Source organism: Coprococcus sp. OM04-5BH (genome assembly GCF_003482105.1).
Classification (GTDB): domain Bacteria; phylum Bacillota; class Clostridia; order Lachnospirales; family Lachnospiraceae; genus Coprococcus.
Genome location: NZ_QULM01000002.1, coordinates 15,394 through 28,966 on the forward strand (window position 1 = coordinate 15,394; position 13,573 = coordinate 28,966).

The window sequence follows — 13,573 nt, forward strand, 5'->3', positions numbered from 1 at the left end:
GAGAGACATTTGTTTAATAAGATTGTTTCATTTGTACTTTGCTGTTGTGTCATATTATCCGGCAGCATACTGAATGTCAGGGCGGAAACTACGGAAGAACTTACTCTTGGTTCCCCATCAGCTATAGTGATGGAGGCGGAGTCGGGGACAGTGATATATGAGAAGAACGCAGATGCCAAGATGAAGCCGGCGTCTGTAACAAAGGTTATGACACTGCTTCTGGTATTCCAGGCCATAGAGAATAAGCAGTACACATTGGAGGATATAGTGACCGTAAGTGAACATGCTGCCTCCATGGGTGGTTCACAGTGTTTTTTTGAGGCAAATGAACAGCAGACTGTTGAAGATATGATCAAATGTATCATAATTGCCTCGGGTAATGATGCCGCTGTTGCCATGGCGGAATTTACCTCCGGAAGCGAGGAGGCATTTGTGGCAGATATGAACAATAAGGCCAGGGAACTGGGGATGGAGAATACCACATTTAAGAATGCCTGCGGTCTTGATGCAGACGGGCATGAGACCACGGCCAGGGATATTGCTATAATGTCGAGGAAGCTTATCACCAGATATCCGGATATATTTAATTATACGTCAATATGGACGGACACCATAATACATAAGACCAGAAGAGGAGAAAAGGAGTTTGGTCTGGTAAATACAAATAAGTTCTTGAGGCAGTATCAGGGAGCCACCGGACTTAAAACCGGCTATACCTCCACTGCCCATTACTGTATCAGTGCCACTGCCAACAGAAACGGAGTTAAGCTTATTGCGGTGGTAATGGGAGCCGACACCAAGGAAAACAGAAACACTGACGCAGCAAAGCTTCTGGACTATGGATTTGCCAGATGTTATGCTTACACAGATAAAAAAATTTTACAAAAAAATGACATAAAAGTATTAAATGGAGACAGGGAATATGTTAAAATAACTTCAGTGTCAGATTTTAACGCAGTGCTGCTTAACGGCGAAAAAGCAGAAGATGTTAAAAAGGAGCTGGTGCTTTATGATGATGAGCTTAAGGCTCCGTTAAAAAAGGGCGACTGTATCGGATATGTGAAGTATACGGTAGGTGACAGGACTATAGGCATGGTGGCAGTGAATACAGGTGAAGCCGTGGGTGAGAAGACCTACATGTATGGCATGCAGACCATGTTTGAACACATAATAAGGAAGTAATATACCGGGAGAATATACGTGACTGTAATTTGGTTGATCGTTGTTTTGGTAGTTGTGGCTGTTTTATTTGTAACGGCTGAAAGCCTCAGGGAAAACAGATGCATAGGTGTATCGGAATATACCATACATTCCGATAAGGTGAAGAAAGATATAAGATTTGCAGTGATCGCTGATCTTCATTCTGCGGAATTTGGAGAAAATAACAGCAGGCTTATCGAAAAGATAGATGGTCAGAAGCCTGCGTTCATTATTGTGGCAGGGGATCTGATCCTTGGTAAGCCGGGACAGAGACCCGACGTGGCAGTTGATCTTATAAATAAACTGGCGGATAAATATAAGGTCTATATAGGCAAGGGAAACCATGAACTCAGGACTTCCAATGATACGGAGCTGTACGGAAGCCTGTGGAAGGACCTGTACGAAGGAACAAAGGAAAAAGCCCTATGGCTTATTAATGAAGATATATATATCCCGGAGTATAATGTCAGGATATACGGTCTTGACATGGACAGGATATATTATAAGAGATTTAAGAAGACCTATATGGATGACCGCTATATAAAGGAAACCATAGGCCCTGCAGGCAGTGAGACTTATGATATACTTATAGCCCACAATCCTGATTATTTTCCTGAGTATGCCGACTGGGGAGCCGACCTTTCGTTGTCGGGACATGTGCATGGTGGGATGATGATACTTCCGTTTCTTGGGGGCATTGTGTCTCCTGCTATAAAATTGTTCCCCAGATACTATAAGGGCCTGTACAGTATAGGAGACAGAAAAATGATCGTAAGTGCGGGGCTTGGATGCCATACCATCAAGATAAGGGTGTTTAATAAGCCTGATCTTGTTATGGTGAAGATAAATGGCAAAAGATAATTGGTGTAGTGTCAGTATAAAGGGAAAAAATAAATTGGGCGATGTTGGTATAAAGGGGTAAATGAATGGATGTAAGTAATTCAGAAGAGAAAATTGAGGATACTTTCATGCAGGATCTGGAGGAGGATGTCTACGTTCAGACAGATCTGTTTGATAAGGCGGAGAAGAAGAAAAACAGAGTCAGGGCAATCAAACGTATTGCAGCTATATGCGGGATCACTGTTGCGGCAGTTGCCATACTTTTATATATAGCAATAGGTATATTCTTTAAGTTTTATATGATGCCTAATACTACTGTTGATGGCGTGGAGATGTCGTTTGACAGTTTTAGTGAGCTGGATCGAGGTGTAAATAATTATATAAATTCATACAGTCTGTGCATATGTACCGCCGACGGAAAGTCCTATATCATAAATCCGGAAGATATCAATATGAATATTACCGTATCTTACGGTTCGGATAACATAAGGAACAATCAGAGCCTGTTTCTGTGGCCTGTTATGTTGAATGACAGGAAGGATTATGCCGTAAGGTATAAGGTGGACTACGACAGGGATAAGCTTGCGAAGTGTATAGCAGGTTTTGATTTCATGGATAAGGAAAATATGAAGAAGGCTGATAATGCCTATGTTGTGATAGAAAAAGGACAGGCTGTCATAATACCTGAGACCCAGAGCACTGTTATAGATCATGATGTGCTTATTGATGGAGTGGAGAAGGCTCTGAATAACAGAGCCGAGCATTTTAACCTTCTTGACAATATGTGCTATATCCCTGCGGAGATAAGGTCGGATGATGCCGGTATTGTATCGACTTATAATACCTTGAAGGGATACCTTGCCATGAAGATAACCTTCCAGATAGACAGGGTTTCATTTGAGCTTACCAGTGAAGAATTTGGTGACTGGATATACTATGATGAGGACAAATGGCAATTTGACAGAGAAAAAATAAAAAAATATGTTGCACAAATGGCAGAAAAGTACGATACTGTAGATACTGACCGTGAGTTCGTCACAACAGACGGAAGGAAGTTGACCCAGCATGGAAGGAAATACGGATGGCGTATAGATCAGGAGGCTGAGGTTGAACAGATATACGAAGCATTAAATGCCCATAAGACTGTGACTCTTGTTCCTGAGTTTTCAAGAACAGGTGCTGCCTACACCGGTCAGGGAGATATAGGTAATTCTTATATAGAGATAGATCTGTCAAATCAGCATGTATACATGTATGTTGACGGCAAGCTTGTAACAGACACCGCCTGTGTCACAGGATGTACTTCTGATGGACACGGCACGCCGGATGGTATATATTCTATAGTGTACAAGGATTATGATACATATCTTGAGGGAGCTGATTATCGTTCCCATGTAAATTACTGGATGCCTTTTAACGGAGGTATCGGATTACATGACGCAACCTGGCGTTCAAAATTCGGCGGTTCCATATACAGGAACGGCGGTTCTCATGGCTGCGTTAATCTGCCTTTAAGCAAGGCGGGGATTATTTACAATAATGCATATGCAGGTATGCCGGTAATACTTTACTGGTAGACCTTGTATAAATGACATCGGTTTTAGAGATCCGGTGTCCTGTATCAGGAGATGTACCCAAGTGGTTGAAGGGTCCGCACTCGAAATGCGGTAGGTCGGGTAACCGGCGCGAGAGTTCAAATCTCTCCATCTCCGTTTTATATTATTTATGGAGGTGCACATCATTTTTATGATGTGTATTTTCATATAAAGCGGTATATGGTATGGCATATGGCCTGGCAGCTACATAATAGGTATGTATGGCATATTGTGTATGTTATGGCAACGGTCAGGGCGATATGGCGGGAGCTTTGATGGAAGGATGGCTGACATGGAAGATACATTGCAGAAAGCAGTAGATTATATAAAAACAAAGATAGATATTGTTCCAAGAATCGGTCTGGTGCTTGGAAGCGGTCTTGGTGATGCGGCGGATATCATGGAGGATATGGTTTGCGTTCCCTATAGGGATATTCCGGGATTTCCGTGCTCTACAGTGGCAGGACATAAGGGCAGATTTATATTCGGTCATATAGATAGCGTGCCGGTGGTGGTTATGCAGGGACGGGTACACTATTATGAGGGATATTCCATGGAGCAGTGCGTTATGCCTGTAAGGACCATGTTCTTGCTTGGGGCAGGTAAGTTGATACTGACAAATGCTTCAGGAGGCATAGCAGGTGAGCTTGATCCGGGAGATATGATGATACTTACAGATCATATTTCCGCATTTATTCCGTCACCCCTTATAGGAAAGAACAAGGAAGAGCTTGGACCGAGATTTCCTGATATGACAGAGGTGTACAGCGGCAGGATCAATCATATACTTGAGGAAGCGGGAGCTGAATGTGGAATAAAGCTCCGTAAGGGAGTGTATCTTCAGGTTACAGGTCCCCAGTATGAAACACCGGCGGAGATAAGATTTTACGGACTTATAGGTGCAGACGCCGTGGGCATGAGTACAGTGTGTGAAGCCATTGCAGCGAAACATATGGGAATGGAGATTGCAGGAATATCAGTGGTATGCAATAAGGCGGCAGGTCTTGGAGGAGTGCTGTCCCACGAGGATATAATAAAGACAGGAGACACTGCTTCTGATAAGCTGAAGAAGCTTATACTGGCGTCAATAAACAGAATAGATGGAGATAGTGACAGATGAATGATGTGATTATATATACAGATGGATCCGCAAGAGGAAATCCTAATGGTCCCGGTGGCTATGGTACTGTGTTGTCTTACACAGACGCTAAGGGACAGGTTCACACCAGAGAATATAGCCAGGGGTATGTCAAGACCACCAATAACCGCATGGAGCTTATGGCTGCTATAGTGGGACTTGAGGCACTGGTCAGACCTTGCAGGGTGAACCTTTATTCCGACAGCCAGTACCTGTGCAAGGCATTTAATGAGCACTGGATAGATGGCTGGATAAAGAAGGGCTGGAAGCGTGGTAAGAATGAGCCGGTCAAGAACAAGGATCTGTGGCTCAGGCTTCTTAAGGCTAAGGAGCAGCATGAAGTGACCTTTATATGGGTAAAGGGACACAACGGACACCCGGGGAATGAAAGATGTGATCTTCTGGCCACAACAGCGGCAGACGGCAGTGACCTTATTGTGGATACAGGCCTTGAGGCAAATACATAAAATTTTAGAATAAAAAAATAATTCACTAAAAGGATAGAAATATATGGACAAGAAAACATTCAGAAAGCTTTTTGATGAGAAGATACTTATACTTGACGGAGCCACAGGAACAAACCTTATGGCGGCGGGAATGCCTATGGGAGTGTGCCCTGAGAAATGGATCCTTGAGAATAAGAGCATAATGCTTGATCTGCAGAAGGCATATCTTGACGCAGGTACAGATATACTTTATGCACCCACATTTACATGTAACCGTATAAAGCTTGAAGAGTATGGGCTGGAAGATGACATAGTTGCCATGAACACAGAGCTTGTGAACATATCAAAGGAAGCTGTAAGGCTGGCAGGACACGGATATGTTGCAGGGGATATTACCATGACAGGAAAACAGCTTGCTCCTATGGGAAATCTCGTGTTTGAAGATCTTGTGGATGTATATAAGGAACAGATAAGGATACTTAATGACGCAGGGGCAGACCTTATAGTTGTTGAGACAATGATGAGCCTTGCAGAGACCAGAGCGGCAGTTATTGCCTGCAAGGAGGTATGTGATCTTCCTATAATGGCGAGTCTTACATACAACGAGGATGGCAGGACATTGTTTGGAACAGATCCTGTCACAGCGGTAAATGTACTTCAGAACCTGGGAGTAGATGCCATTGGTGTAAACTGTTCAACAGGTCCCGATAAGATGAAGGGTATAGTTGCCGATATGAAGAGCATTGCATTTATACCGGTATTTGCAAAGCCTAATGCAGGTATGCCGGAGCTTGTGAATGACAAGAGCGTGTATGTCATGACTCCGGAGGAATTTGCCGAGGATATGAAGGTACTTATAGAGGCGGGAGCTTCCATGATCGGTGGCTGCTGCGGAACAACACCTGCCCATATAAAAGCTGCTGCGGATATGGCTGCCACCATGAAGATCCCACAGGTTAGCACCGAACATAAGAGATGTATATCATCAGAGCGTGCCACCCAGTTTATAGAGCTTGACGCACCATTTATGGTGGTTGGTGAAAGGATAAATCCTACCGGTAAAAAGAAGCTTCAGGCAGAACTCAGGGAAGGAAAGCTTGATCTGGTTATGAGCATGGCTGAGGAGCAGGTTGAGATGGGAGCGTCCATCCTTGATATAAATGTGGGAATGAACGGAATTGACGAAAAGGAAATGATGTTAAGGGTTGTTGGTGAGGTGTCCCAGGCTGTAAATCTCCCGCTCTGTATTGATTCAAGTTATCCGTCGGTTATAGAGGCTGCCCTCAGGACATATCCGGGACGTGCCCTTATTAATTCCATATCCCTTGAGGAGGTTAAGATAAAGGAGATACTTCCTATTGCCAAGAAATATGGTGCCATGTTTATCCTGCTTCCGTTAAGTGATGAGGGTCTTCCTAAGGACAGAAATGAAAAAGAGGCAAATATCAATGCGGTACTTTTTAAAGCATTTAACGATGGATTTACCAAGGAAGATATAGTGGTGGACGGACTGGTTGCCACAGTCGGAGCCCAGAAAAATGCCGCTGTTGCCACATTAGAGACCATAGAGTATTGTCATGACATGGGACTTGCAACTATCTGCGGACTTTCAAATATTTCCTTTGGTCTCCCTGAGAGGACATTTGTCAATGCTGCATTTCTTTCAATGGCAATATCAAAGGGACTTACGATGGCTATTGCCAATCCGTCCCAGGCATTACTTATGAACTCTGCGTATGCCACAGATATGCTTCTCAACAAGGAAGGCTCGGATGTTAAGTACATAAATAACGTAAGGGCGGTATCTGCGTCCCCTGCATCAGACGCACCAAAGGGTGATAATGATATACAGGGAAGCCAGATATTTGTAGATGTGGTAAAGGGAAACAAGCGAAACATCGTGGAACATGTAAATGCGGAGCTGGCTTCCGGAAGAAATCCCGAAGAAATGATAAACGATGATCTTATATCGGGAATAAACAAGGTTGGTGAGCTGTTTGAGAAGAAGAAATACTTCCTGCCACAGCTTATTGCCAGTGCGGAGACCATGGAAATGGCAATAAATATCGTAAGCCCGCTGGTTCCTAAGAAAAATGACGGTGTTGCCATGCCGACTCTGGTTATTGCAACTGTTGAAGGTGATATTCACGACATAGGAAAGAACCTTGTGGTGCTTATGCTTAAAAACTACGGCTTTAATGTTATAGACATGGGCAAGGATGTTCCTGCTGAAGAGATCGTTGACATGGCGGTTAAGGAAAATGCTTCATTGATCGGTTTATCTGCACTTATGACAACCACCATGGTAAGAATGAAGGATGTGGTAAATCTTGTTAAGGAAAGAAATCTTGACATAAAGGTTGTAATAGGCGGAGCTGTTATAACCCAGAGCTATGCTGATGAGATCGGTGCAGACGGATATTCAAAGGATGCGGCAGATTCTGTAGTGCTTGTAAAAAAATTGTTGAATATTGAATAGACAGAGGAAAATAGACCATATGCCATATTATATATGGATAAAATAAAATACAAATTGACAAGGTGAAGCAACCTAATTATAATAATGGTTGGACTAAATTCGCTAGTTAGTATATTATTATTTAGTTTGATTTGAAAGGCGGTACTGTTAGATGGGAAATATAGTATTATCACTGCTTGTGGAGAACACATCAGGTGTACTTAGCAGAGTGTCAGGATTATTTAGTAGAAGAGGATATAATATAGACAGTGTTACTGTTGGAGTTACAGAAAATCCAGCCTACTCAAGAATGACTGTTGCAGCAAGTGGAGACAATGCCAGTCTTGTCCAGATATCAAAGCAGTTAAACAAGCTTGAGGATGTTGTTGAGATCGTGGAGCTTGAACCGGGAAAATCAGTATGCAGAGAGCTGGTTCTTGTTAAGGTTAAGACTGAGAAGGATTCCCGTCAGGATATCATCTCTATTGCAGATATATTTAGAGCCAATATTGTTGATGTATCAAAGGGCTCACTTATAATTGAGCTTATCGGAACCACATCAAAGTGTGAGGCTTTCCTTAAGCTTCTTGATGGCTTCGAGATCGTAGAACTTGTAAGAACAGGACTTACAGGGCTTGTGAGAGGTTAGTTTATTGTTATCCATTTGGATAATTAATATTATATATGTGATTTATACATAATAGGAGGACAAAATTATGTCAGAAGCAAAAATTTATTATCAGGAAGATTGTAATTTATCTTTATTAGATGGTAAGACAATCGCTATTATCGGTTACGGCAGCCAGGGTCATGCACATGCCCTTAACGCTAAGGAATCAGGTTGCAATGTAATTATCGGTCTTTATAAAGGCAGCAAGTCATGGGCAAAGGCAGAGGCTCAGGGATTTGAAGTATATACAGCAGCTGAGGCAGCTAAGAGAGCTGATATTATCATGATACTTATCAATGATGAGTTACAGGCAGATATGTACAAGAAGGACATCGAGCCAAACCTTGAGGCTGGTAACATGCTTATGTTCGCTCATGGTTTCAATATCCACTTCGGTTGTATCAAGCCACCTAAGGATGTTGATGTTACAATGATCGCTCCTAAGGCTCCTGGTCACACAGTACGTTCAGAGTATCAGGCAGGAAAGGGTACACCTTGTCTTGTAGCTGTAGAGCAGGATGCAACAGGTAAGGCTCTTGATATGGCTCTTGCATATGCACTTGCTATCGGTGGTGCTCGTGCCGGAGTTCTTGAGACAACATTCAGAACAGAGACAGAGACAGACTTATTTGGTGAGCAGGCAGTTCTTTGCGGTGGTGTATGTGCACTTATGCAGGCTGGTTTCGAGACACTTTGCGAGGCTGGTTACGATCCAAGAAATGCATATTTTGAGTGTATCCACGAGATGAAGCTTATCGTTGACCTTATTTACCAGTCAGGATTTGCAGGAATGAGATATTCAATTTCCAATACAGCTGAGTATGGTGATTACATCACAGGTCCTAAGATTATCACAGAGGATACAAAGAAGGCTATGAAGCAGATTCTTAAGGACATCCAGGATGGTACATTTGCTAAGGAATTCTTACTTGATATGTCACCTGCAGGACGTCAGGTTCACTTCAAGGCTATGAGAAAGCTTGCTTCAGAGCATCCATCAGAGAAGGTTGGAGAGCAGATCAGAGCACTCTACAGCTGGAACAACGAGTCAGACAAGCTCATCAACAACTAATATCAGGTTGTAGATAATATAAAACGAAAACAGGGACATGACAGGATTTTTTGTATGACTGCCATGTCCCTTTTATATTAAGCGATACCGGAGAATTTTACGCCGACTTATATATTGATCTTACAGATAAGAAATAATGTATAAGCGTAGATGCTTGGAAGATATTTAAGATATCTTGTAGGTGTAAATTATTATAAATGATGATATAATATATAAAATGTGATGCCCGGAGAATACGGATACTTCACATCATATATTATTTACAGATTGTGTTTAAGAAGGAATGAACAGATATGTTTAACCAGTTGACGGAGAAAGATATCCAGAAGATGGAAGAAGAAATAGAATACAGAAAGGTTGTTGTAAGAAAGGAGAAGCTTGAGGCTGTTAAGGATGCAAGAGCCCAGGGAGACCTAAGTGAGAACTTCGAGTATTATGCAGCTAAGAAGGACAAGAATGCCAATGAAAGGCGTATAAGATACCTGGACAGGATGGTTCGTACAGCACATGTTATATCGGATGATTCAGCAGATGATGAGGTTGGTATAAATAATACTGTACGGGTATATTTCGAGGACGACGATGAGGAAGAGACTTACAGGATCGTTACCACTGTAAGGGGTGATGTGTTAAACGGCATGATAAGTAATGTGTCTCCTATGGGTAAAGCATTGCTTCGCCATAAGGTGGGTGACAGAGTACAGGTAATGCCTGAAAAGGGAGAGCCTTATTATGTTGTTATCCGGGAGATAGTCAACACTGTAGATGACGGAACTGACAGAATAAATTAGCGAAAAAGATATTTGCAGATCAACTATTGATGCAATACAGGTGACAGGAATGAATTGTTTAGAAGCCCAGTCAAAGATAATGGCGTTTATTGATAATGATCTCCCTGATGACGAGCTCAAGGAGTTTATTAAGCACATTAAGAGCTGTGATAACTGTGCAGAGGAGTTGGAGATATATTACACCCTTGTGGTTGGAATGAAACAGCTTGATGATGGCGAGAATATCTCCGGGGATTTCAGAAAACAGCTTAATAACAAACTTGATTACGAGATGGTAAGGATGTCTACGGCGAAACGTATTGCAACGTCTACACTTGTGGTGTTTCTTACTGTGATATTGTGCGCTCTTGTATGGCTTTATGAGGAGGCTCTTGACAGGGTATACAGCTATGAACAGAATTCCAAACTTGAATCACAGGGAGATTATTATTTCAGTGATACATTTTCGGACGATATGTTTGAACCATATCTGTGCCAGGAAGCTCAGACGAAGCATTATCTGGAGATCATGAAGAGGTATAATGAGGAAGATGATTCTGAAATTGTGGAAAAAAACAGAAGCCTGGAGTTCATGAAAAAGGTAAGAGAGTATAATCAGGCACAGACAGGAGAGCATGATGTTCCGGGAACTGGGGCAGATAAAGGAGAAAATGGGTAGATAATATGAGTAAAATTCTTATAATTGACGGACACAGTATATTAAACAGAGGCTTCTACGGACTGCCGGATCTGACAAATTCCAGAGGAATCCATACCAATGCGGTACTTGGATTTTTAAATATACTTTTTAAGATTATGGATGAGGAGAAGCCGGATCATCTGTGTGTTGCTTTTGACATGAGTGCCCCGACCTTCAGACATGAGAGGTTCAAGGAGTATAAGGGCACAAGAAAGCCTATGCCTGAGGAGCTCAGGGAGCAGGTGCCTCTTATGAAGAGGATTTTAACTGCGATGAATGTGAGGATACTTGAACATGCTGGCTATGAAGCTGATGATATCATAGGTACAATGTCAAGAGTGGCTGAAGCTAAGGGCTATGACGTGACTATTGTGTCAGGTGACAGGGATCTCCTGCAGCTTGCAACCGACAGGATATTGGTAAGGATACCTAAGACAAAGACAGGCGGAACCACAGTTGAGAACTATTACAGCAAGGATGTTGTAGAGAATTATGGAGTTACACCTGAGGAATTTATAGATATGAAGGGGCTCATGGGGGATACTTCAGATAATATTCCGGGAGTTCCGAAGATCGGTGAGAAAACTGCATCAAAGATAATATCTGCATACGGCTCCATAGAGAACGCCTACGAACATATTGATGAAATAAAGCCTGCTCTTGCCCAGAAAAACCTCAGGGAATACTATGACCAGGCGATATTTTCCAAGTGGCTTGCCACAATTAAGCTTGATTGTGAGCTTGACTGTGGTCCTGCTGATTGTTTGATAGACAATATGTTCAACGAGGAATCCTACAAGCTCTTTAATGAACTGGAGTTAAAGAGTATCCTTAAGAGATTTGATTTCTCTGAGAAAAAGACTGAGCTTTCACCGGATATAGTTATGGTTCTTGATGAGAAGAAGGCCGAGCAGGTATTTGCAGAAGTGAAAAATACAGGAAGGGCCGGCTTTTATATTATCCATGGGGATGATGAAATGTTGGGACTTACGATTTCATGCATGGCTGATACTGTGTATATAATTCAGTGCTTCGGCTATGTGCGTGAGGAATACATTACAGATAAACTTATAAAGCTTGCAGAGGGTGGAGTGGAGCTTGTTACACTTGATCTGAAGGAGGCTTTACATTTTGTACATTTCATCGAGAATATGAAGAGCGTCAGGGATATAGGGGTTGCCGCCTATCTTTTAAATCCTTTGGCGGATACCTATTATTATGACGACATTGCAAGGGATTACATTGATGTTGCACTGGTTTCGGAGAAAGAGCTTATAGGTAAGGAAGCGGTGAACATATTCTCATTTGCAAATGATGACTTTAATAAATGCATGGCATACAAGGCGTTAGTGCCTTATGCAGCCTGTGACAGGATACTTGAGGAGATAGATAAAAAGGGCTGCCGCTATCTTTATGATGAGATAGAAATGAGGACAGTATACTGCCTCTACGATATGGAGAGCAGGGGAGTTCTGGTAAGACGTGATGAGCTTGATAACTACAGTCATATGCTTGAGGAACGTATACAAGTTCTCCAGAAGCAGATAACCGATTATGCGGGAAGGGAGTTTAACATAAACTCACCTAAGCAGCTTGGACAGGTTCTCTTTGAGGAAATGCAGATACCGGGCGGCAAGAAAACCAAGACAGGTTATTCCACCAGTGTGGATGTGCTTGATAAGATAAAAAATGAGCACCCTATAATAAACGATATTCTGGAATACCGCCAGCTTACAAAGCTTAATTCTACCTATGCCATAGGACTTACAAATTATATATCGGATGACGGAAGGATACACGGAACCTTTAATCAGACCATAACAGCAACGGGACGTATAAGCTCAACGGAGCCTAACCTCCAGAATATCCCTATGAGGATAGAGCTTGGACGTATGATAAGAAAGGCATTTGTGCCTAAGGAGGGCTGCGTGTTCGTTGACGCGGATTATTCCCAGATCGAGCTTCGGGTTCTTGCCCATATGTCAGGTGACAAGGTTATGCAGGAGGCGTTCCTTCATAATGTGGATGTCCATGCCACAACAGCTTCCCAGGTATTTAATGTGCCCATAGATGAGGTCACATCCCTTCAGAGAAGAAATGCAAAGGCTGTAAACTTTGGTATAGTCTATGGCATAAGTGCTTTTGGCTTGAGTGAGGATCTTGGTATATCAAGAAAAGAGGCAGCTTCATATATAGAAGCATACTTCAACACCTATAAGGACATAAAGAAATTCCTTGATGAGCAGGTTGCTCACGCCAAGGAAAACGGCTATGTGAAGACTATGTTTGGCAGGATAAGACCTGTGCCTGAGCTGTCATCATCTAACTTTATGCAGAAGAGCTTCGGTGAGCGGGTTGCCATGAACTCACCTATACAGGGTACTGCCGCAGATATAATAAAGATCGCCATGATAAATGTGAATTCAGCCCTTAAGAACGAAGGACTTAAGTCAAAACTCATATTACAGATACATGATGAGCTTCTGATAGAAACTGCAAAGGACGAGATAGAGCAGGTGAAGTATATACTTACCAGAGAAATGATGAATGCGGCAAAGCTTCAGGTGCCGCTCTCTGTGGATGTGGAGACCGGGGATAACTGGTATGATGCCAAGTAATGGTGACCAGAGCTGATTGGAAATATTGTAATAAATGTGGGCATAGATCCTGCGATATAAGAATTG

Annotated in this window: 11 protein-coding genes and 1 tRNA gene; all 12 read left to right on the top strand. The window is 42.4% G+C overall.

Going from position 1 to position 13,573, the window contains the following annotated elements; all coding sequences use genetic code 11:
- The first annotated feature begins 9 nt into the window (after window positions 1-9).
- The 12 genes from DXB54_RS05555 (at window position 10) to polA (ending at window position 13,507) form a co-directional block, all read left to right on the top strand.
- Window positions 10-1,182 carry a D-alanyl-D-alanine carboxypeptidase family protein gene (locus DXB54_RS05555; protein WP_243104757.1) on the top strand — a complete coding sequence of 391 codons (1,173 nt, stop codon included), beginning with the start codon at window positions 10-12 and terminating at the stop codon, window positions 1,180-1,182.
- 18 nt (window positions 1,183-1,200) lie between these two features.
- Window positions 1,201-2,061, top strand: coding sequence for a metallophosphoesterase (locus DXB54_RS05560; RefSeq protein WP_243104758.1), 861 nt, complete (start codon window positions 1,201-1,203; stop codon window positions 2,059-2,061).
- 65 nt (window positions 2,062-2,126) lie between these two features.
- Window positions 2,127-3,617, top strand: a complete 1,491-nt coding sequence (locus tag DXB54_RS05565; protein WP_118694522.1) for a L,D-transpeptidase family protein — start codon at window positions 2,127-2,129, stop codon at window positions 3,615-3,617.
- A 47-nt stretch (window positions 3,618-3,664) separates the two neighbouring features.
- Window positions 3,665-3,752 (top strand) — tRNA-Ser (locus DXB54_RS05570).
- Between the two features lie 175 nt (window positions 3,753-3,927).
- Window positions 3,928-4,755 (top strand): purine-nucleoside phosphorylase, encoded by an 828-nt coding sequence (locus DXB54_RS05575; RefSeq protein ID WP_021937510.1) that lies wholly within the window; start codon window positions 3,928-3,930, stop codon window positions 4,753-4,755.
- Window positions 4,752-5,240 carry a ribonuclease HI gene (gene rnhA, locus DXB54_RS05580; protein WP_021937511.1) on the top strand — a complete coding sequence of 163 codons (489 nt, stop codon included), beginning with the start codon at window positions 4,752-4,754 and terminating at the stop codon, window positions 5,238-5,240. The genes DXB54_RS05575 and rnhA overlap by 4 nt, the downstream gene beginning before the upstream one ends.
- Window positions 5,241-5,283: 43 nt before the next feature.
- The gene (locus DXB54_RS05585; RefSeq protein WP_118694524.1) at window positions 5,284-7,698 is read left to right on the top strand and encodes a homocysteine S-methyltransferase family protein; all 2,415 of its coding nucleotides are present in this window, start codon (window positions 5,284-5,286) and stop codon (window positions 7,696-7,698) included.
- A 151-nt stretch (window positions 7,699-7,849) separates the two neighbouring features.
- Complete coding sequence (gene ilvN, locus DXB54_RS05590) at window positions 7,850-8,326, top strand: acetolactate synthase small subunit (RefSeq protein ID WP_021937513.1); 477 nt, start codon at window positions 7,850-7,852, stop codon at window positions 8,324-8,326.
- A gap of 67 nt (window positions 8,327-8,393) precedes the next feature.
- Window positions 8,394-9,419, top strand: coding sequence for a ketol-acid reductoisomerase (gene ilvC, locus DXB54_RS05595; protein WP_118694525.1), 1,026 nt, complete (start codon window positions 8,394-8,396; stop codon window positions 9,417-9,419).
- Window positions 9,420-9,712: 293 nt separating this feature from the next.
- Window positions 9,713-10,210 (top strand): transcription elongation factor GreA, encoded by a 498-nt coding sequence (greA, locus tag DXB54_RS05600; protein WP_118694526.1) that lies wholly within the window; start codon window positions 9,713-9,715, stop codon window positions 10,208-10,210.
- Between the two features lie 49 nt (window positions 10,211-10,259).
- Window positions 10,260-10,868, top strand: coding sequence for an anti-sigma factor family protein (locus tag DXB54_RS05605; protein WP_021937696.1), 609 nt, complete (start codon window positions 10,260-10,262; stop codon window positions 10,866-10,868).
- Window positions 10,869-10,873: 5 nt separating this feature from the next.
- The gene (gene polA / locus DXB54_RS05610) at window positions 10,874-13,507 is read left to right on the top strand and encodes a DNA polymerase I (protein ID WP_118694527.1); all 2,634 of its coding nucleotides are present in this window, start codon (window positions 10,874-10,876) and stop codon (window positions 13,505-13,507) included.
- The last annotated feature ends 66 nt before the right edge of the window (window positions 13,508-13,573 follow it).

Coding starts and splice junctions, on each gene's coding strand:
- DXB54_RS05585 (WP_118694524.1), top strand. CDS start 5,284: ATGGACAAGAAAACATTCAGAAAGCTTTTTGATGAGAAGATACTTATA.
- DXB54_RS05605 (WP_021937696.1), top strand. CDS start 10,260: ATGAATTGTTTAGAAGCCCAGTCAAAGATAATGGCGTTTATTGATAAT.
- ilvN (WP_021937513.1), top strand. CDS start 7,850: ATGGGAAATATAGTATTATCACTGCTTGTGGAGAACACATCAGGTGTA.
- ilvC (WP_118694525.1), top strand. CDS start 8,394: ATGTCAGAAGCAAAAATTTATTATCAGGAAGATTGTAATTTATCTTTA.
- polA (WP_118694527.1), top strand. CDS start 10,874: ATGAGTAAAATTCTTATAATTGACGGACACAGTATATTAAACAGAGGC.
- DXB54_RS05575 (WP_021937510.1), top strand. CDS start 3,928: ATGGAAGATACATTGCAGAAAGCAGTAGATTATATAAAAACAAAGATA.
- greA (WP_118694526.1), top strand. CDS start 9,713: ATGTTTAACCAGTTGACGGAGAAAGATATCCAGAAGATGGAAGAAGAA.
- rnhA (WP_021937511.1), top strand. CDS start 4,752: ATGAATGATGTGATTATATATACAGATGGATCCGCAAGAGGAAATCCT.
- DXB54_RS05565 (WP_118694522.1), top strand. CDS start 2,127: ATGGATGTAAGTAATTCAGAAGAGAAAATTGAGGATACTTTCATGCAG.